The organism is Enterococcus sp. DIV0876, from assembly GCF_050529585.1.
Classification (GTDB): Bacteria; Bacillota; Bacilli; order Lactobacillales; family Enterococcaceae; genus Enterococcus_D.
In genome coordinates this window covers 1,450,849-1,472,198 of sequence record NZ_CP172882.1, presented here as the reverse complement: position 1 = coordinate 1,472,198, position 21,350 = coordinate 1,450,849, and the positions used below count along the sequence as shown (strand labels likewise).

20 protein-coding genes are annotated in these 21,350 nt (G+C 37.7%); 6 read left to right on the top strand and 14 right to left on the bottom strand.

All coding sequences use genetic code 11. The features are described 5' to 3' along the window. Positions 1–302: 302 nt before the first annotated feature. The 7 genes from phnX to IGI41_RS06810 all read right to left on the bottom strand — a co-directional run bounded on the left by phnX (position 303) and on the right by IGI41_RS06810 (position 8,116). Complete coding sequence (gene phnX / locus IGI41_RS06840) at positions 303–1,088, bottom strand: phosphonoacetaldehyde hydrolase (protein ID WP_430612518.1); 786 nt, start codon at positions 1,086–1,088, stop codon at positions 303–305. After that, positions 1,085–2,173 (bottom strand): 2-aminoethylphosphonate--pyruvate transaminase, encoded by a 1,089-nt coding sequence (gene phnW / locus IGI41_RS06835; RefSeq protein WP_430612516.1) that lies wholly within the window; start codon positions 2,171–2,173, stop codon positions 1,085–1,087. Before phnW ends, phnX begins: the two co-directional genes overlap by 4 nt. A gap of 60 nt (positions 2,174–2,233) precedes the next feature. Next, positions 2,234–3,211: an extracellular solute-binding protein gene (locus tag IGI41_RS06830; protein ID WP_430612514.1), complete on the bottom strand. Its 978-nt coding sequence runs from the start codon at positions 3,209–3,211 to the stop codon at positions 2,234–2,236. After that, positions 3,141–4,826 carry an ABC transporter permease subunit gene (locus IGI41_RS06825; protein ID WP_430612512.1) on the bottom strand — a complete coding sequence of 562 codons (1,686 nt, stop codon included), beginning with the start codon at positions 4,824–4,826 and terminating at the stop codon, positions 3,141–3,143. Before IGI41_RS06825 ends, IGI41_RS06830 begins: the two co-directional genes overlap by 71 nt. Further along, entirely contained in the window at positions 4,823–5,590 is a 768-nt protein-coding gene (locus IGI41_RS06820) for an ABC transporter ATP-binding protein (protein ID WP_430612510.1), read from the bottom strand. The genes IGI41_RS06825 and IGI41_RS06820 overlap by 4 nt, the downstream gene beginning before the upstream one ends. Before the next feature lie 461 nt (positions 5,591–6,051). Next, positions 6,052–7,020: an NADP-dependent oxidoreductase gene (locus IGI41_RS06815; RefSeq protein ID WP_430612508.1), complete on the bottom strand. Its 969-nt coding sequence runs from the start codon at positions 7,018–7,020 to the stop codon at positions 6,052–6,054. A gap of 43 nt (positions 7,021–7,063) precedes the next feature. Beyond that, positions 7,064–8,116, bottom strand: a complete 1,053-nt coding sequence (locus IGI41_RS06810) for a pirin family protein (RefSeq protein ID WP_430612506.1) — start codon at positions 8,114–8,116, stop codon at positions 7,064–7,066. A 242-nt stretch (positions 8,117–8,358) separates the two neighbouring features. Here IGI41_RS06810 and IGI41_RS06805 point away from each other — a divergent pair, with 242 nt between their 5' ends. Continuing rightward, on the top strand, positions 8,359–8,976 hold the full coding sequence (locus tag IGI41_RS06805; RefSeq protein ID WP_430612504.1) for a DsbA family oxidoreductase: 618 nt from the start codon (positions 8,359–8,361) through the stop codon (positions 8,974–8,976). 366 nt (positions 8,977–9,342) lie between these two features. On the opposite strand, the gene IGI41_RS06800 is transcribed toward IGI41_RS06805, so the two are convergent. From IGI41_RS06800 to IGI41_RS06780, 5 genes are all read right to left on the bottom strand, one after another. Continuing rightward, complete coding sequence (locus IGI41_RS06800) at positions 9,343–10,125, bottom strand: ABC transporter permease (RefSeq protein ID WP_430612502.1); 783 nt, start codon at positions 10,123–10,125, stop codon at positions 9,343–9,345. Positions 10,126–10,139: 14 nt separating this feature from the next. Continuing rightward, positions 10,140–10,898 carry an ABC transporter permease gene (locus IGI41_RS06795; RefSeq protein WP_430612500.1) on the bottom strand — a complete coding sequence of 253 codons (759 nt, stop codon included), beginning with the start codon at positions 10,896–10,898 and terminating at the stop codon, positions 10,140–10,142. Continuing rightward, entirely contained in the window at positions 10,891–11,814 is a 924-nt protein-coding gene (locus IGI41_RS06790) for an ABC transporter ATP-binding protein (RefSeq protein ID WP_430612498.1), read from the bottom strand. The genes IGI41_RS06795 and IGI41_RS06790 overlap by 8 nt, the downstream gene beginning before the upstream one ends. 122 nt (positions 11,815–11,936) lie before the next feature. Continuing rightward, positions 11,937–12,842 carry a sensor histidine kinase gene (locus IGI41_RS06785; protein WP_430612496.1) on the bottom strand — a complete coding sequence of 302 codons (906 nt, stop codon included), beginning with the start codon at positions 12,840–12,842 and terminating at the stop codon, positions 11,937–11,939. A gap of 41 nt (positions 12,843–12,883) precedes the next feature. Further along, a complete protein-coding gene (locus IGI41_RS06780; RefSeq protein WP_430612494.1) occupies positions 12,884–13,585 on the bottom strand; it encodes a response regulator transcription factor in 702 nt (233 codons plus the stop codon). Between the two features lie 393 nt (positions 13,586–13,978). On the opposite strand from IGI41_RS06780, the gene IGI41_RS06775 reads away from it, so the two are divergent. Further along, positions 13,979–14,839 (top strand): ABC transporter ATP-binding protein, encoded by an 861-nt coding sequence (locus IGI41_RS06775; protein WP_430612492.1) that lies wholly within the window; start codon positions 13,979–13,981, stop codon positions 14,837–14,839. Between the two features lie 136 nt (positions 14,840–14,975). Further along, entirely contained in the window at positions 14,976–16,406 is a 1,431-nt protein-coding gene (locus IGI41_RS06770; protein ID WP_430612490.1) for an ABC transporter permease subunit, read from the top strand. 601 nt (positions 16,407–17,007) lie between these two features. On the opposite strand, the gene IGI41_RS06765 is transcribed toward IGI41_RS06770, so the two are convergent. Then, positions 17,008–17,874, bottom strand: a complete 867-nt coding sequence (locus IGI41_RS06765; protein WP_430612488.1) for an aldo/keto reductase — start codon at positions 17,872–17,874, stop codon at positions 17,008–17,010. A 14-nt stretch (positions 17,875–17,888) separates the two neighbouring features. After that, positions 17,889–18,764, bottom strand: coding sequence for an aldo/keto reductase (locus IGI41_RS06760; protein ID WP_430612758.1), 876 nt, complete (start codon positions 18,762–18,764; stop codon positions 17,889–17,891). Positions 18,765–18,878: 114 nt separating this feature from the next. On the opposite strand from IGI41_RS06760, the gene IGI41_RS06755 reads away from it, so the two are divergent. The 3 genes from IGI41_RS06755 (at position 18,879) to IGI41_RS06745 (ending at position 21,297) form a co-directional block, all read left to right on the top strand. Next, positions 18,879–19,742 (top strand): LysR family transcriptional regulator, encoded by an 864-nt coding sequence (locus IGI41_RS06755; protein ID WP_430612486.1) that lies wholly within the window; start codon positions 18,879–18,881, stop codon positions 19,740–19,742. 299 nt (positions 19,743–20,041) lie between these two features. Next, positions 20,042–20,374 (top strand): helix-turn-helix domain-containing protein, encoded by a 333-nt coding sequence (locus tag IGI41_RS06750; RefSeq protein WP_430612484.1) that lies wholly within the window; start codon positions 20,042–20,044, stop codon positions 20,372–20,374. A gap of 329 nt (positions 20,375–20,703) precedes the next feature. Further along, on the top strand, positions 20,704–21,297 hold the full coding sequence (locus IGI41_RS06745; protein WP_430612482.1) for a DUF4352 domain-containing protein: 594 nt from the start codon (positions 20,704–20,706) through the stop codon (positions 21,295–21,297). Positions 21,298–21,350: the final 53 nt, after the last annotated feature.

Genomic DNA, 21,350 nt, shown 5'->3' with positions numbered 1-21,350 from the left:
TTCGATAGAGAGATTTTGGGAACTCTTAAAACTCGTTGTCACTTGAAGAAATACATAACAAGAGACGCTTGATTTCGCATTTAGAGGATTAGATTTATTTCTCCCTTGATCAATACGCCCTGAACATACAACGGCCTCACGCTGATAAAACGCAGAAATAAGGCCGTTGCTCAAGAATTGATTTATCTTATAAAATTAGATCGACGAGCCATTTTTTGTCAATTTCGTGAATAGCAGTATTAAAAAACCTCAGGAGCCATTCGCCCCTGAGGTTGCTGTATCTGAATGAGAATCCCTAAAAATCAGACCCCTTCAATCACACCATCAAGCAGATCCACCAACTCATTCAGATTCAAGACACATTGATCTGCACCTGCTGAATAAAAACTATCTGCCACTTCTTTCACCAACTTGATTCGTTTTGTTTCGGACAATGCTTGATACTCAGCCAATGAAAGTCCCATCTCAGAACTACCCTCAATGACGCCAACCGTGTAGACACCAGCATTTATTCCTTCTTGGATATCTGAGATCGTATCACCAACTTTGATGACTTCATCGGTACGCAAACAGTGAAAATGCTTCATATTTTCAAAAATCATATAGGGGTACGGACGCCCAAAGTTTCCTGCATCTTCTGGAGTCACACTGAAATCTGGGGCATAGCCGGCTTTTTTGGCTTCTGTGGCAACAATATCCAGCATCTCTTTCGTATAACCCGTGGTAGAACCGATATTGTACCCTTTTTCCTTTAATGTGTGAAATACGGTCAGTGTTTCTGGTTTTAATTGAGAATTGTTTGCTAAATCCGCAAAAAGGTATGTCTCAAATTGTGCGTAAAGATGTTGGACATCTCTATGCTCAGCTTTACGACCGTATTGTTTTTCCCACTCTGCAGCCACCTCAGGCATATCTAACAGTGTGCGAATATGATCGATTTTTAGCATGCCCATTGGTTTACGAATCTGTGTATAGGTCAACTTGATGCCACTATCAGCAAATGCACGTTCAAAAGCTTTTACCGGCGCCATACACCCAAAATCCACCGTCGTCCCAGCCCAATCAAAAATCACTGTACTATATTTCATACGACCACCATCTCCTTATAATTTGCGATGACCTTTGTCAATTTCTTGATGTCTTCTGCATAGATCTCGCCAATATTACCGATTCTAAAACATGCTAATTCACTGATTTTTCCAGGATAGATCACAAATCCATGCTCTTTTAAATAATTGTAAAAGCTATCAAAATCAAATTCTTTTTCTGGATAATAAAAAGAAGTGATAAATGGTCCTTGATGGTCTTTGATAACTGGTTCATAGCCTAGAGCAGTCATTTCCGAACGCAGCAATTGATTGTTGTTGCGATAACGTAAATATCGTTCATCAATCCCGCCCTCTTCTTCAAGCTCTATCAAGGCTTGGTGAAAAGCTAACACAGTATGGGTTGGCGAAGTGAAGCGCCACTTGCCGTCTTTGTCCATTTCTTTATACTGACTGTAAATATCCAAGGATAAACTACGTGCAAAATCTTTGCGCTGTTCGATTTCGGCTTTTTTTCCAATGATGAATGAAAATCCAGGAACCCCTTGAATACATTTATTGGCACTTGATATCAGAAAATCAATATCCAAACCAGCCACATCAATACGAACGCCACCAAAACTAGACATGGCATCTACGATGAACAAGAGGTTGCGTTCTTTCGCGAGCGCAGCAATCTCTGTCAAATCGTTCAAGATCCCTGAAGTGGTTTCACTATGGACCATTGCGATGCTCGTGATCGTAGGGTCATGATCAAGATATGCTTTGACCACATCAGCTTGTGGCATCTCCTGATCTGGTACCTGATACACAGAGTAATTCAAACCAAGTCTGTCACTCATTTGCACAATACGTTGTCCATATGCGCCATTACTACAAATCAAGAGATGATCTTGTGGACCGATTTCAGAACCCAAAACTGCTTCCACACCGAATGAACCACTCCCTTGCATCAACACCACTGTGTATTCCGTCTCATCGACGCCGGCTAGTGTTAATAAGCGCTGACGAATATCTTGCGTAATTGCTTTATAATCATTGTCCCACGTACAATGATCCACCATCATCACCTCTTTGACTCTCCGACTAGTTGTCAGGGGACCTGGGGTCAATAACTTATATTCCATTTTACTATACCTCCATGTTCAATCATTTTGACGATAAACCACTGGGTTGAAGCAGTTGATCTATTCTACTAACCCTTGGTGCTCTTTTAATAATTCTGCTGTTAAGTCCTTTGGAAATACTTTAGGCATTTTCGCTATTTTTGCTTGATCTGCATGTTCGCCTTGATAAATCTCACTAGGATAGATTTCCAGCAACTCTTGGCGCCCTTTTTCTAAGATCAATTGAATCATTTTTTCTGCCGTCGGGTTCGTTTTATCGCCTTTATCCACCACTGCTAGAGACTCAGTCAATGTATAGGTGCCTTCACTTGGTTCGATATAGTCGATTGGCAATCCATCAGCTTTGTCCTTGACTGCTTGGTGCCGTAACCCAAAACCAATGGCCACTTCACCTAAACGAACTTTCTTGATCGGTCCGGAACCAGAACTTTCTAAATGATCCCCCGTGTTTTCGTAAATGTCTTTGAGAATCGTTTTGGCTTCACTCTCACCATAGTGATCGATCAACGCTTGAAATAATAACCAAGCAGTAGATGATTGCTTGATATCTGAAATTGAAATATGTCCTTTGTATTCAGGCTTGGCCAAATCCTTCAGACTAGTAGGAACAGTTAAGTTTTCATCTTTTAAGACTTTTGTATTATAAAAGATGGTCCCTTCTTGAACTGTGAAAGGTGCCGTAAAACTCGCGGTCTTTGCTAATGGTGTCATCGGTAATTTTAGATCTTGGAACATTTTTTGCTTGTTCTGAGCGCTTGTTAAATAGAAGGTACTCATCGTTACAAGATCCGCTTCGATATTTTTTCCTTCAGCCAGGAGTTTTCCGCCTAATTCTGACGTACCAAATGACTGTAATTTATATTGGTTTTTATAGCCGTTTTCATCCAAGATCTTTTCCATTACTTGTACTGGCTCGTCATCAGCATTGGTATAGATGATGACTTGGTCACTGGCTGCTGATGCGCCACTACCGCAAGCTGCGATGAGACTTAAAGTACTGAGAAATAAAACTGAAAGTACGATTTTTTTGATTTTCATGAAGTGATACGCTCCTTTTCATTAGATGAATCATAAATTGCATCGTCAAATTGATCAGTAATAAAAATAGTGAAAGCAAAAATATATCATTGAATTTGCCAAAATGTTGCAGCTCTTTCAGTTTGGCAGTTACAACCATCGTATCTGCACTGGTCAAAAAAACCACTGCGCTAATAGTGACCATCGCATTAAAGAAATAGTAGGCAAACATATCAATGATTGTATGGAGAGAATTCGGCAACAATACGCGCCAGATGGTTTTCAACCAACTATCGCCCATCAATTTGGCAGTACTTTCCCAATGACCATTCATCTTTTGCATTGCTTCTTTGGCCATTTGATACGGTGTGGCAAAATAATGAACAATCGTCACGATCACCAAAATCGACATGGAATTGTGCAGCGGCGTTCCGGTGAAAACCAGCAAATAGGCAATCCCTAAAACCATACCCGGAATCGAATTGGTGATCGTTGCCACACTATCGATCAACCGCTCACTAAGGGAATGGTCGGTTTCTCGTGAGGACCCAATAGCCGCAAAATATGCACAAAACGTGCCAATCAGCGCCACAAGAAAGCCAACAGTGATAGAATTTTGCAAGGTACGCAACAAATCGCGATTTTGCATAAATTGTCCAAAGTTTTCTAAAGTAAAGCGGAACTCATTGGGCCAATTGTGCACAAAAGGAATGATGAATAGTGGGAGGAAAATACCTAGGATCATACAAGTGATCAGCATATACAGCACACGATAAAAGTGATCACGAAAAGGATTATCCTTTAAATAGAGTCCACTGGCTTTATCATACTTCGTCACCTTTTTTTGCAGACGATGCAATAAATAAATGCTAAAAATCGAAGGTAACAACATCGTTAGCGCAATCACTGAGCCATATTGGAAATCAGGAATCGTGCCCATGAACCCTTCATACAATAAAGTAGTGATCAAAGGTGTCTGCCCACCAATCGCACTTGGAATCCCAAAGTCCGTGAAACACATGAAAAAGCCTTGGAGCAATGCAACTATAATGATTCGTTTCAAAGGAATGAGAATCGTCTGAACCAATGACCTCTGCCATGAGTCCCCTAATAAACGAGACACAGAGATCAGACGAAAGTCTATAAATTGCATGCCATTATTGATCAGCAAAAAAATAGGCGGCAAGGTATATACGACAAATCCAATCAAAATCCCTGTTTCTCCATAAATGGAGAATAGTTCATGACCGAAAACTTGACGCCAACCCCCCTGTTTTCCAAAAGCGTAAAGCAAGACATAACCATATGTGATCGTTGGCAACAGCATAGGAAATTGGATCAAGCTGGTCCCTACTTTCAGCTTACGCTTGCTGATCCCAGAAAAATTATTTCCATACGCCAATAAAAAGCCCAAAGCCGTACTGATTGTACTGCCAAGTAAGGCATATTTTATACTATTTTCAAAAGCCAAAGCCCACTTGGGGGTAAATGCATCCTGGATCGTACGTAAAGGATCGGCAGATTGAACGGGCCATGCAGTCCACAACACCATGCCAATAGGGATCACTAGAAAACAGAAGAAAAAAAACAGGATCGCACCTTTAAATACTTTCTTTGTTGAAATCAGCCCCATCATACCTGCGCTCCCGCCAGTTGAGCTTTTTGCAAAATCTGTTGGATATTATGTTGTTTGATGATCAGCTGATTTACAATGAAATTTTGAACAAAGTAAGACTCTTGTTGATTGATGATTTCTTGTGGTGCACTACATTGCGCCACTTTCCCATTATCCAACACGACCACTTTATCTGATAAAGTCAACGCTTCTTCTGGATCATGGGTCACAATGATGATCGTCAAGGCGAGTTTTTCAGCAATTTCCTTTATTTTGGCTTTTATCGATTCTTTGATCACACCATCTAAGGCACTCAATGGTTCGTCTAATAACAAAATTTCTGGCTTCATTACCAGTGTTCGTCCAAGTGCCACCCGTTGTTTTTGCCCACCGGATAACTGGCCAATAGACTTATCAAGATGCTTTTCTAAATCAAGCAGCTTGATCAATTCTGCCACTTCTGATTCCGTCGAGACCATCTTTTTATTTCTCAAACCATAAGTCAAATTTTCGTAAGCCGTTAGATGGGGGAATAGTGCGTAATCTTGAAACACAACATTAAACGGTCGTTTCTCCATCTGTTTTCTTGTGATATCCTGGCCGTCATAAAAAATTTGTCCTTCACTGACCTCTTCCAAACCTAAAATGATATTCAGCAAAGTCGTTTTTCCTGATCCAGACTGACCCAGTATCGAAACAATCTCACCTTTATTGATTTCTAAATCAATATTTTTTAATACTTCGGTCCCATGAAAATGCTTATTGATGTTTTTTAATTGCAACATTTTTATCACCTCTCTGAGACTTAGTATAGAGGTTCATTGTAAATATACAGTAAATGCTAAGAAAAATTGCTGTAAAAATTGTGCATATATTACATATTATAGAAGAGTGATGTGGGATAAATCTTTTCAAACATCTCTCATATTTGAAGGTCTAGGCGTACATTTAAAGGACAAATTAAATATTTGATGTTATTTATACCACAAAAAAACAACCTTCTACGTAAGAAGATTGCTTTCTCAAGATATGTTTTTTGGTTCAAATATGCCAATTCCTCTAAAATGTCTCTTTAAAGTTCCTTAAATGCAGCAACTACCGCATCCACTGTAAACCCATATTCTTTTATGATGGTCTCACCTCATAGCGGCCAGCCATTGCAAATTCACGTATATCAAACAAATATTTCTACCTTCATATTGACCAGGTTCAAAACTCTTTTTGTTTGTTAGCTTAGATAATACTTCTAATGCGAACTTTCAGTAGTATCACGACTTAAAATGATCTTGCCAGAATTTCTTTTTTCTTTAATTAATTGGTGTGCTTTTTTAACCCCGTCGACTGTGAAGGGTAATTTATAGGCTATGTTAATGTTTAATCCGTACTTTTTATAGAAATCGATCAAATAGGACAAAGCAGCGTTATCATTCATTTGAGGCGTTCTCGATAGAAACTTCATTGTGACGTCTGGTCGGATTATGTGATCCGGTAAGGTCGTCATACCAATATAGATGCCGTTTTCTTTGACTAAAGATAAAGCCGTTTTTTCTCCTGAGTTGAACAATGAAGCATCCAACACATAATCAGCTGTTCGGGCATATTTTTCGACTTGTTCTTTATCATTATAATCAATAAAAATAGTTGCGCCCAACTCTTTTAAAAATGCTTCATTTTTCTTACTCGCCACAGCAATAATCGTTACGTTTAGTGGCTTAGCCAATTGCACTAAATAACTCCCAACGCTACCTGAAGCCCCGACGATAGCAATTGTTTCCCCTTCTTTCATTTCAAAGAATCCACCATTTAATCCCCAATAAGCCGTTACAGCCGTCGATGGAAAGGCTGCCGCCTCATCAAGACTCATACCATCTGGGATTTTGTGAACAGCGCTATCATTTACTGCCAAGTAATCACTATATCCCCCACGTCCTGGCTTTACGATGACTTGATCACCGACAGAAAGACCAGAAACAGGTCGATACAATTTTTCTATGATGCCTGATACTTCTGAACCAAGTACTTGAAAAAGCCTTAAAGGTCTTCCGCCACTCATACTACCATCACGATACATGGTATCGACTGGATTAATCCCTGCTCTTTCTATTTTAATTAGAACATTATTTTCTGAGTTTAGCTTCAATAGCCGGTCTCTTTCTTCAAAAACATCTGGACTGCCATAGTGGTCAAATCCAATCGCATGTGCATTGATATCCATTATTTTCTACCTCCAAATATTTATTTTCATATCGATATGTACTTTATGTATTGAACGTTTGCTTTTCTTCGGGTGGATATTTGGTTTTGGTTCCTTTATCATACACGGAAAAGCGTCCCTTTTCGGGAGGAATCGTTGGTGCGTCCGTTTCCCATGGCCAACCGCCAAATTGATCTTTTTGAAAATCTTCATAGGCTTGCAGGATTTCTTCTCTTGTGTTCATCACGAAAGGTCCGTAAGCATACACTTCTTCATCTATTTCTTTCCCAATGAAAACCATAAATTCAGCATCTTCCTCGGCGGTAAAGGTCACTTCCCTATCTGAGGTGTAAATGAGTAGAGAATTCCTCTCAATAAAGGTCTCATCTGTTTTAAATTTTCCCTCACCTACATAAAATTGGACTTTAACATCTTCTGGAAAACTTGGAATGCTTATTGTTTCGCCTTTTTCTAATTTTCCATCCCAGATATTGATATGATTTTCTTCTTCAAATCCATAAGAATGCTCTTCCGGTCGTTCTGCATACACATCATAGTAATGGCCAGCTAGTATCTTTAAAAAGTTTTTATCTTCATTTTTATTTGCTAGTGGAACAATGGGTGTATCTTCATGCCACCGTAATTTATATGAAGGAGGAACCATTTTTTTGTATGAAGGAAGGTTCAGCCAAATTTGAACAATTTCAAATGGATTTTTTTCTTTTGTCTCAAGCAAAGGGAACATTTCTGCATGTTGAAGTCCTTTCCCTGAAATCATCCATTGCACATCACCGTTCCCATAGCGTCCATGATTCCCATGTGAATCAAAATGATCGATGAATCCTTTTTTGGCATATGTAATCGTTTCAAAACCACGATGGGGATGAGCAGGAAAACCAGGTACGTCATCTCCATGGTACATATTCCAACCACGTCCAGACGTAAAATCGTTTCCTCTTTGCCAATTTTCCGGAAATATTGCAGGAGCCATTTGTCCATTTCCTTCAGGGTAATCATCTATATGTCTTGCAATGAGTATGTATGGATTCTGAATGGGTATCAAAGCCGAATCTACGGAGTATATTTTCCCTTTCACTATGTACTTCCCTTCTTTCACCGATTATTGTATACTTACTTTTAATAAGTATAATTACATTATATATATTTCTTTATTCATTTCAACGTATTTGACTCGAGCAATTGTTCTTTACTGCAGACCCTATACGCCATTTCGATGAAAAACAGTGAATCACCTCGTTGATCACGGAAAGAACTTGGTTGATATTTTTTAGAAAGCATATCGCTTTCTTCATTTACACATTTCTTTTACAATACACGTAACTTTAAGGAGGTCTTTATATGAAACAAATTGACGTACATATTGATTTTGCTTGTCCATTTTCTTATATAGGTGGTGAAAAAGTGATTCAGTTTTTAGAAAAAGAAAATTTGCCACTGTCATCCGTCATATTCAGGAGTTACCAATTACAGCCAAATGATGATAACCAACAGCCCAATTATTTGATGAATCGCTTCAAAGCATCCGGTATGCCTTCTGTAGAAGAATATATCCAATTTTTCAATCATGGCATTGGTATGTCTGCACGGGAGATAGGGTTGAACTACGATGTTGAAAAAGTGATTTCAAAGAATTCTCGATTGGCACATATCGGCTTACAATATGCACAAGAACAAGGAAAACATACGGAATACTTTAGAAAAGTGATGTCCGCTCATTGGGAAGAAGGAAAAGATTATTCTGACCCGACTGTTATCGAAGGCATACTGGAGGAATTAGGTTTAAATCTCGACACATTCAATCAAAACAGAGATAAATATGACGCGTTAGTCACTCAAGATATTGATTTAGCAGACAAACGTCATATCAGAGGCGTGCCAGCATTTTACAAAGACAGCATCTTACCTCTTAAGAGCAATAGCACATTTGAGGAATTTAAAACTGTATTTTCTGCATGATCATAAGGCATTCCTTCGCGACTAAAGGAATGCCTCGTGATTTTTTTCGCGCTATTTTTGTGTTTAAGCACGTCATACACGCATTCGTCTGAATCGGTATAGAGAATCTATCCTTCTAAAAATTCTAAGTTTACCCGCCCTTTATTGAAAGTTTGTTATATCCATTCAACTATCATTCCTTTTTAAGATGACCTAAGATGTGATATACGCTTATTTAACACGTCCTCAACAAGTATAATTGTGTTTATATTATTTGCTATGACGCACTTACAAAATAAGTATTTGTCACTTATGCTTAACAAAAAAGAATATTAAAACAATGTTTTAATATTCCTTCTATAAAAAATATAGTTTTCAAAAGTATTGTTATTTGGTGATTCTTTTGACTGTATTCTCTTTTTTCAGAGGTGAGTTACTTGCTGTAATTTTCTCATATGATGGTGATATCCATATTAAAAAGAGTGTAAAGATAATAGTCACAACTAAGATTAACATTGCTATGCAGAGGTATTTAAAGGTTATTATTTGATTTGAATAGTGAATAACCGTTAATCCTGCAGTTATAGGGTACGCAAAAGTTAGATCCCTGCCAGCAATGAAAATACCACAAAATCCATAAAAAAATGAAATTCCTACCCCTACTAAATATGAGTTGACTTTTCTCGTAAAAAGAATAATCAAAGGTGAGACCGCTGTAAATACAAAGAATCCCATACCCATTATTTGAATGAAACTATAACCTAATTGTAGAAAATCAAAACTGTGGATGTCTAAATAGAAGAAAGCAAGCAACAATGTACAAATGAACGAAAATAGTGAATAAAGAAGTGAAATGAACCCAGTGACGATTAACTTAGCCAAAAGTAACTTCTTTATAGAAATTGGAATTGTGACTATACTTTTTAAAGTATTATCTAAATACTCGCGATTTATCAAGAATCCGCCAACCAAGACTATCGTAAATGGAAAAATCAAGCTAAAATTATTCCAGATTACACCATCTGAAAAATCCAAAAAAGTATATTTTTCTGATGTAGAATTTATTTGGATGGCTGCAAGGACGACAGAAAATAGAACTGAAAGCAAGCCAAGCACTATAATATTGTATCGTTTTATTTTAAGACATTCACATTTAATTAAATTTATCATCAATATCTTCTCCTCTAATTCTCTGATTTCTCATAACTGTATATAGCTATGCAGGAGAATAAAATTAGGTAAACTGTCATAATTCCGATAAAATACTGAGTTGAAATTTGACTACTCATCATATTATCAGGCAATTTAATTTCCGTCGGTAAGACACCCATACACCATCTTAGTATCAAAGGAATGGGTAGAATCGTTGAAAGAACTATATTGCCTGAATCACTACCTATCGACAAAGTGACTACAAAATTTATAATTGTGTAGATAACAGATACAATAATTGCACAAATATATCCTTTATTTGCTTTTACTATGATAACAATAACAGGTAAAATAGCTATAAATACGGCTAACCCGATAATAAAATTAAATCGAATGAGCATAAGAAAATCTATGACATTATTCATAAAAATATTTCCAACTAATAGAGCTATAATACTTATTAGTGAATACAATACAGAAAGCATTGCAACTAGGATCAATTTTGACAATAGCAACCTGCTTTTAGAAATAGGAATAACGAGAATATTCTTTAACGTATCGTTATCTTTTTCCATGTAAATCAGCATGGATGTAACAATTCCTAGAATAATAGGCAGCAACAACAAATTACCAAACAGAAGATTCATTCGATAAAGCTGATTAAAAACAGAATGGTCTTTCACCATTAAGAGTGTTAAAGGAATAGGAAATAAGAATGCACCTAAAAGCGTGATTTGAATAAGTTTTTTCCTCTTTATTTTTTTTAACTCGCAATGAACAAGATTAAGCAATTCCTGTTCCCCCTGTCACCTTTTTGAAGTAATCTTCTAGCGTGTCTTCTTTTAAATGCACCTCATAAAGCTCACTCGAGCTACCTAAAATAGCTTTATTTACTTTGTTCAATGGTAGATCAGTATCATAAATATACAAATTCATATCATCTATAATTTTAAAGTCTATTACATGAAATTCATATTCTAAGATTCTTGCAACCTCAAACACATTCGACACTTTATAATGGATATATTTATCATTTTTTTGCTCTAACTCTTCAAGACTTTCTTCTTCCAACAGCTTCCCATGATCAATAATCCCTACCTGATCTACTAACAGTGAAATTTCAGACAAAATATGGCTTGAAATAATAATAGTTTTTCCTTTTTCATGACTCAATTCTAGTAGCAATTCTCTCATTTCAGCAATACCAATCGGATCCAGTCCATTTGTTGGCTCATCTAAAATCAATAAATCGGGATCATGCATAATTGCCAAAGCAATTGCTAGTCGTTGCTTCATACCTAAAGAATATTGACTAAACAGCTTTTTGTCTCCAAAAATTAGCCCAACAGTTTGCATAGCATCTTGTACAGCGGAGTTTTTGGATACTCCACGCAGTCGGGAAAACAATTTTAAATTTTCTGTTCCAGTTAAATTAGGATAAAATCCTGGCGACTCAATTAAAGCACCTACACGTTTCAAAATTTTTTCTGAATCTTTTTGAATATCTAATCCAAATATTTTCGCAGTCCCAGAAGATGCTTTTATTAGTCCAATGAGAATTTTCATAGTCGTTGTCTTACCAGCACCATTTCTACCTAGAAGACCATATATTTCACCTTGTTTTACATGAATATTCAAATTATTAATACTCGCTTGATCTCCATACATTTTTGTCAGATCATTCGTTTCAATTATATATTTTGACAATTTGAAGTCCCCCTTCCGATAGTAATACTATACTACGGTAACCTTGCAATAACCTTGCAAATAACTAGTTTTATTCTTGAAAAAACAAGACCAAGAAAATATATCTTCTTGGTCTAGAAACATTACGTTCTATTTAATGATATAGTAAATACGGTTTGATTATTTACAACACTATCTACAGTGATTGTTCCATCTATTTTTTGAAGAATATCTCTTACGATTGCTAATCCTAGACCACTGCCTTTTGCGCTTCTTCCTTGATCTACTTTGTAAAGTCGATCAAATACTTTTTGAATGGATGTTTCATCTATCCCTACGCCATTATCCATAATTTTGATCGTAATTTTTGATGCATTGTATCCCAAACTAAGGTGAAAAAAATCAGCTTCACTATGCTCCATGACATTACTAATTAAATTATCGATAACTCGCTTATACATAAACTTATCAACTAATGTGTATAGGCCCTGCTCTGGAAAATCAAAATCAAATTTTATTTTATTTTTTTCAAAAACAGGTACCCAGTCAATTAGCAAGGTTCTGGTCAATTCGACAATTTCAACGTTTTGCATATCCATTGTGTAATCATCGGAGTTAAACTTAAACCACTCAAACAAACGATCAACATATGTCTTCAAAGCATATGCTTTTTTCCTCGAAACTTCTATATACTCTTCTTTCTCAAGACCAGTTACGATACCCAATTGTATTGCATCTAAGTATCCAATCAAGGTAGTTAATGGTGTTCGAATATCATGGGATAGGCTTGTCATTAACTCTTTACTGGAATTTATTTCTTTTTTGAGCTGCTGGACTTGTTGTTCGTAGTCAGCTATCACCGCATTTATTTCGAAAACAACAGGTGAAAACAAGTCTCTTTCAGAAATCAACATCCGCTTAGTACCATGCTCATCTTTCATTTCCTTGATAAAGGAAGTCACTTGTTTTGCTTTGCTTTTGATATACAAGATTAAATAAACGTTAAGCAGTAGACTAATGATGAAAATAAAAAAAATACTTACAGACAAAGCAATCCCTCCTATCAAATGAAGTTCAATATCCTTTAAACTCAGCGGTTACGATTGGCTATAAATCTATAGCCAATTCCTCTTACGGTTTGAATATATTTTGGATTTCTAGGATTTTCTTCGATTTTTTTTCTCAGACGACTGAAGACGGACATAATATTATCATCGTCATAAGCGTAGACATCCTGCCAAACATTTTCATAGATTTGCTGTTTCGTTAAAATAGTGCCTTTGTTCTTTATGAGTAGGGCTAAAATATCAAATTCCTTTACAGTTAATTCGATTAATTTATTCGAAATCTCAACCTCTCTTGATTGCATATCAATACTTAGATCGCCAAAAGAAAATTTAGCGATTGAAGAACTTTTTTGTTCATTCAAGTCCGTATATCTGCGTATTAAAGAGCCGACTCTAGCTAAAAATTCGCTCATTTCAAATGGTTTGGTCATATAATCATCCGCACCAATCTCAAGTCCATTTACTTTACTTAAACTATCATTCTTTGCTGTTAGCATCATAACAGGAACATTGCTTAATTTTCTAAGCTCCTTAAGTATAGTAAAGCCTCCTATTTTGGGCATCATCACATCGAGTATAACCAAATGAAAGTCATCATCATTTTGTAATTTAGCGATCCCATTTTTTCCATTTAACTCATACTCCGCAAAAAAACCAATAGATTCAATACTCTTTTTCAATAGTTCACATAATTCTAAATCATCATCAATAATCAAAATCTTCACTTTGTTCACCTACTTTGCCACATTTCGTTCTAAGTATATCATCTTTTGAAGTTTATATACTCTTCTATTTTATTATTACTTAAATTTCAAGCTTTCAAGTAGATACTTGGGTGATCACGCTCTGTTACGCAAAGGGAGCAAATGATTTTACTACCATTTATGAACAACAGTACCGTAAAAACGGTATGATTCGCTATCCAATTACAGGTTTTTAGGATGTAAATAGGTGAAGCTTGCCAAATCGATTGGACTACATACGTGAATATAAAAAAACTACTGACAACGTCCCTTCTCCCCTACACCTAAAGCCCGATTACTTACGAAAATTCCGGTGGTACGCTATTCTTTGAAATCATTCACTTAGAGTTTATAAGAAGACGGAGATGGAGAAAAATGAAAATCAATTGTCATGGCTTAACGATGCGTTTTGGCAACAAAACAGCCTTAGAAAATGTCAGTTTGGAATTATGTCCAGGTAGTTTGATTGGTCTGATTGGTCCTAATGGAGCGGGAAAAAGCACTTTGATGAATCAGTTGGCAACCTTGAAAAAACCGACTGCTGGAGACATCCTACTTGATGGTGAAAGTATTGTGAAAAAACCAAACTTGATGCGCAAAGTACTCGGCTATCTGCCACAAAGTGTCCCAGTATATCCGAACCTTTCCGCTAGTGAGTTTCTATTTTATATTGCGTCCGCCAAAGGGATCCGCCCGGCAGACGCGAAAAAACAGATTGCGCAGTTGCTGGCCCAGTTCCATTTATCAGATGTCGGCAATCGCCCGTTAGCAGCTTTTTCCGGTGGGATGCGGCAGCGTGTAGGCCTGAGTGCCGCACTTTTAGGTGATCCGCAGATTATCATTGCCGATGAACCCTCCACCGGATTGGATCCAGAAGAAAGAGTCGGGTTGCGTAATCTGCTCAGTGAGCTTAGCAAAGAGCGGATTGTGCTGCTCAGCACCCATATTGTTTCAGATATCGAAGCTGTGGCTGGTCAAATACTCCTATTGCAAAAAGGCCGGCTGGTTTATGATGGTTCGCCGGAAAATTTGTTGCATGCCGCAGAGGGACGGGTCTGGGAATATACTTTGCCTCAGGGCAGCCTGCCGCTTGAAACCGCGGTCATCAGTAGCCTCGTGCAGACCGCAAACGGTATCCGGGTCCGAGAAGTTGCCGACCATGTGACTCAATCAGCAAACGCAGTAACTGCTACTCTAGAAGATGCTTGTCTAGCTGTTTTGAAAGCAGGTGCTTAAGATGAATACCTGGATGATTGCTAAAGCTACCATCAAACAGCGAACCCGCCAGTTTTCTTTTTGGGCCATGGCAGCGGCAGCACTTGTTTCCGCCTTTTTATTGGTTCCAAAAAACCAGGTTGGCGGTCTGCATGTTATGAGTATCGAGCCAGATACCTTTATCCAAGGAGGAAATCCGACTTGGATCCCGATCGCTGCTGCTTTATCATTTGCGATATTTTTACCATTTGCCGGTTTTGCTTATGTTCGAGGCATGGTCCATCTCGATCGCCACACAGGGACGATGGAACTGCTCTTAGCCAGTGGGGTTGGACGATTTCGTTATGTTTTTGGGAAACTGCTAGCGGGGTTTATTTTACTGCTGATATTACTGACAATCGTAATGTGTGGATCACTGTTTACCATGCTATTTCGTTTTCATGGAGAGCTTATTGATCTCTGGACCTTTGTCTCGCCGTTTATCCCGTTGGTTCCCGGTTTGTTGCTGGTCACTGCCTTTTCACTGGTCTTAGAGACCGCCCCAATCTTTCGCAGCAGAAACTCGAATGCACTGGCGACATTCTTATTTATGCTCTTCTTTCTTTTTAGTTTGAGTCATTCAATGAATATGCTGAATGACGGTGTACTCACCCCTAGAATTACCTTTGATTTTACCGGTTTTGCCTTATTAGATCTGGTTGTCGCAGCCGCTGTCTTCACAGCTTCCGGAAAAAGTGATTTCGCCATGACTGTATTTGGGGGCGGTCATTTTTCCTACACCGGTACCCAACAATTATATTTCACCGGTATCCCCAAAGAGGCCGATGTTTTAATCAGCATGACACTAGTTGTTGGCGCAGCTTTGCTGCTGACCATGATTGCGGCCCTGCTATTGGAGAAAAGACCCGTGATCATTAAACAAAAAAAGAAGTTGCAGATCCCTCATCGACCGAGTAAGGCCTCCCCTATCAGCGAATCTTGGCAACCGGTGGCAGAAGGCCGCTTCAGTCTGCTGATCATGACAAAAAATGAGCTACAACGTATCACGGATGATCTGAGTTTCTGGTGGTATCTGGTGGTCTTCGGTTTATGGCTCGCCAGCTGGATCGTTGCCAACGAGATTTCACGAACGATTTTGCTACCGCTTTTGTTTGGTGTGGCGGTTTTGCCTCTGAGTCGCTTAGGCAGTGAAGAGGCGCTGACTGGAATGGACAAATGGCTGCTGACGATTCCCGGTGCGCCTCTTCGCCAGGCTCTTGCTAGTGCAGGCAGTAGTCTGCTGCTGTGTCTGTTCCTGCTCTTTCCGGCATTGATTCGCAGTCTTGCCATAGGATTTCCGGCGGCAATGGTGATTTTCAGTTGGGGCTTAGCCATTCCTATAACTGCTTTACTGTTGGGGAGCTACACGAAAACAGAGCGGTTCTTTCAGCTGTTGTTATTTCTATTTTTATATGTTGCCCTTAACTTTCCTGATTTATTGCTGCCTACTGGCGGTAAAAGCGCCATCGCCGTTACCGTGTTTTACCTCACGTTAGCCGGTACCGCAATTCTGGGAATCAGTGCTCAGAAAACGAAACAAATGTTGTAAAGAAATACTTAGAAGAAACCCAGGTGTAAAACTTACATCTGGGTTTCTTCGTTGAGCAAGAAAATGTATTAGTACAGAATCATCATTTCGTTCCTTAATAGGATGTAGTACAAACCAGTTAGCTTTTTAAACCCACATTCAACACTCTACCTACGCAAAAAAGTCGCAGTATGAACAACATACTGCGACTTTTAGAATCAATGAACAGCTTCACGCTTAAATACAAGATTCAAATCTAGCGTTCCTTTATTTACATACATTTCATAATTGTTATCGTTCAGTGTAAAAAAATATGTCCCACTGTTAGCTGATGATGTACCTATAGTTATTTTGGTATTGTTTTGTTCCAAAGAAGCGGATGATTTGCTCATTTGCAATTTAGTTACAACTTTCCACTTTCTTCTTTGTTAGCAGCTATAGTATCCTTCTCGCCACAAAGTTTAATTGTAGCAGTAGCAACGACTTGGATCTTCCGAACGGAAAATTTTTCTACTTTTTTATTACTCTTATAGAAAGAACACTTCTTTACAGACCAGTACTCAGTACATAAAAATGTTCAAATGAATTGCACATAATCGTTCTAGTGATATCTTTCGACTGCTCATGATCTCAATTCACGTAAACTTGACCCAAAAATTTGTTCGATCGTATCCGGATCATGATGGTCGAAAAATTGACTCTTATTCTTGTCAAGAGTTGAAATCAATCGCATGTCTTCTGCCGATAAGACAAAATCAAATAGCGCAATGTTTTCTTTTTGGCGTTCAGCATGCACTGACTTAGGGATAATAATGATATTGCGCTGTAATAGCCAACGAAGAATGACCTGTCCTGAAGTTTTTCCATATTTTTGACCAATCTGTGATAAGAGATCATTTGTGAAAATACCATTTTTCCCCTCTGCAAAAGGGGCCCAGGCCTCGATCGCTACATCTTCTTTTTGATTCCAGTCAACTTCTTTTTCTCTTTGAAACCAAGGGTTGATTTCTATCTGGTTGACAACTGGCTTAACATTCATCATTAATTCCAAATTCTTCAATTGATTGGGCCAGAAATTTGAAACGCCTAATGATTTTATTTTCCCCTCTTTTTGTGCTTCTTCCATCGCGCGCCAAGCACCAGCGACATCTCCATAGGCTTGATGTAATAAGAACAGATCAATGTAATCAGTCTGCAGCTCATGTAAATCATGATCAATCGCTTGTTTTGCTTTTTCATAGGTGAAATTAGAAACCCATAACTTTGTTGTTAAGAAAATATCCTCACGTTTTGTACTGCTTCGATTTATGGCTTCCCCAACTGCTTGTTGATTATGGTAGGCTTCAGCAGTGTCGATTAAACGATACCCATTTGAGAGTGCCGATTCCACTGTGTTTCTGGCTTCAAGATGATCTGGAATTTGAAAAACGCCAAAACCTACTTGTGGCATCACGTTTCCATCATTTAGTTTTATTGTTGGTATCATCATTTTATTTTTTCTCCTTATTCATTTTTATGGACATCAAATGCTTGCAGCAGCATTTCTTGAACGCCAGGAGCATCAGGGTTGTGCCTTCCTTGTCCGCGATCTAAACCACGAATACCATCCATTTCATCACTAGTTAACTGAAAATCAAATATATCTAGGTTGGATTGCATGCGTTCTTTGCGGACTGACTTTGGAAATATGATCATTCCTTCTTGGTGTTCAAAACGAAGAATCACTTTCCCCACATTTTTATCGTATTTAGCCGCAATGCTTTGTAACAACGGTTCGCTGAATAATTCAGAATTTCCTTGTCCCAGTGGTCCCCATGCTTCCAAAGTCACCTGATTGTCAGCCATCAGTTGTCGTAATTCTTTTTGTTGAAAATAAGGATTATATTCTACTTGATTGACCGAGGGCAGCACATCATCGAATAAACCTTGTTGTTGCCATTTTGTCCAAATTTTAGGCGTCATATTAGAAACACCGATAGAGCGGATTTTTCCTGCTGCTTTTGCTTCAACCATTGCTTTCCATGCTTCTGCCAGCTTTCCATATGGTTGATGCAGCAAATATAAATCAATATACTCCAAACCAAGCTTCGTAAGTGATCTTTCAATGGCCTGTTTTGCATCCACGTAGTCATAATCTTGCAGCCACATTTTCGACGTCACCCAAATTTCATTTCTGGGGATGCCACTGTCCTTAATTGCCTTGCCAACTTCCTCTTCGTTAAAGTAAGCGACGGCTGTGTCAATGTGACGATAACCTACCTCTAAAGCATTCAAAACTGCATCGTATGTCGCACCATCATTTGGAATTTGAAATACCCCAAATCCAATTGCAGGAATCTTGCTTCCATCGTTTAACTGAAATACTGATATACTCTTCATAATTGATACCTTCCTTCCCATATCTATAGAATAATTATAAAGTGAGGGAAAGTACTTGAAAATAAACACTTTCACATGCTAGTATACGTTTGAGTTATACTAGGAGGCGGGAAAATGATTGATTATTATTTATTACTAGAATTAACTGCTTTTGCAAAATATGGTACACTTGCAGCGGCGGCTGCGCATTTAGGGATTTCACAGCCTGCGATTACACGTGGCACCCAAAAACTAGAAGAACAACTAGGTGTCAAATTGTTCACGCGCACACCAAATAAAATCACCTTAACTAAAACCGGTGAATATGCCGTACAAAAAGCCCAACAACTGCTTCATGCAAACCAGAAGTTTGTTGAAGACGTCATCGCCTTTCAACACAACATGGAATCCATAATCGTTGCCTCCATCGCCCCTGGCCCACTTCTTGTTATGAATCAAATAGAAAGAAGGAATGTGACCATTCAACAAGCGCTGATCCAGACAAACAATTTAGCTGAACTTCTCTTAGAACACAAATTCAGCTGTGTCATAACAAATCAACCAATAAACGATCGTCGTATTCATTCGCTTTATCTTGGTCAAGAACATCTATCGGTCAGAATCAATCGTTTTTCAAATTTGGGCGGGCAACAATCGGTTGCTTTTCATGACCTTTCTGGATTAAGCTTTATTGTTCGTGATGATATTGGCATCTGGTCTGACATTATCCAAGAAGAAATACCTGATGCAAAATTTATTTATCAAAGGGAATCAGATTTTACCGAAATAAAAAACTATTCGATCTTTCCGTATTTTGAATCAAATCTTTCGTCCATTAGTTCTACTTGGGATCCAGAAATATCCAATGATCGTGTCCCTGTAAAACTCTCTGATAATAGCGCAACCATGAATTTTTATGCCAATTATTTATCAGAGAATCAAGAAGCGATTGTACCTCTGATCAATTTATGGCAAGATGAATGGAAGAAATTTGATTAGATGACCTATTTATTGTATAAGCTCTTCATTGATTTCAGCAATGAATTTTGCTTCACTAGGTGCCCTGCTTTAAAATTTTAAAAAAAGCTGTTTAGCATAATAAGATATTTAGCTACTTATATAGAATAAAAATATAGAACAAAAACGATTCATCGTCTTTGTTCTATATAAGGTAAATATAGTTTGGTTAACTTTAAGTTAATTACAAATTTGTAAATTACTATATAGTTAACTTTATAATTTTTAATTGTGTTAACTAACAGTTAACGATAAAATGAAATAGAAAACGAGGTGTTAACATGAACTTTGGCTATCGATTAAAAGAGTTGAGGTTATCTAAAAATCTAACTCAGCAAGACTTAGGGAATATCATACACGTTTCAAAAGTTTCTATATCTGGATATGAACGCGGAGAAAGAAGCCCTGATACAGAAACACTTACTGCTATAGCTGATTATTTTAAAGTTAGCACTGACTACCTACTAGGCAGAGAAAATAACAAACTAGAATCTGGAAAGTCAACAAAAGTTGATACGATTGCAGCACATATAGATGATGATATTACCGATCAACAAATGGGAGAGATTTTAAATTTTATTGCATTTGTTACTAATCGCAATCATACGAAGTAATTGTTCGATTGAATGATATGATTAATTTCAATCTGGATCATGAATGATTCAAATGAAAATGGAAGCAAGAATGCCATACTAGATTTATGGGGGTAACTTTAGCAGGTACACTCTGCACATGATCAATTGCTTTAAAGAAGGCTGTAGAACTTTTTTAATTTGTACGTCTCAATTTCGGAAGAAGCAAGAAACTTTCAAAGACGTTATTCGGTGTCATGCTCGAAGATTCACAGGTGTTGTAAAAATAGAAAACAATTACACTCTCCCATTTCTAATAGATGGGACTGTAGTAGTTTTAAAATCATAATTAATTTTTAGGAGATGGGAAAATGGCAAAGAAAGTTATGGGTACAGACGGTAAATATTATAAAGTGAAAAAACCTTTCTATAAACGGGTTTGGTTTTGGATCGTAGTAGTAATACTAGTAGCTGGTATTGGCGGTGTATTAGGCGGTGGAGACGTCAACAAAAATGGCGGAACTAAAGTCGAAGCGGATGGAACAACATCTGAATCACAAAAAGATTCTGTGGAATCATCATCTAGCGTAGAAGAAATTAGTTTTTATAGTGTGGGTGACACAGTTAAAGTTGGTGACGCAGAATATACCCTAACAGGAGTTGAACTAACTGACGAACGGAATCAATTCGATGAAACTAATCCAGCTGAAGTTGTTAAAATTTCTTATACGGTAAAAAATAATTCTGATTCTGATCTACCCGTTGGTGCTGATGTAGACGTTTATGGCTCTGATGACAAAAAAGCAGAAAGCTATCCAAATGAAAATACAATGGGATCTGTGGCGCCAGGCAAACAAATGGATTGTGTCCAACATTTCGGAATTAACGGTACTGGGGAAATTGAAATACATTTTGCTCCCCTTATCTCATTCGAAGATGCTGCTATTTACAAAGCAACTATTTAAACAAAGTCAAGCCTTCGGGCTTTTCTTTTTACGATTGCAAGAACATACGTTTG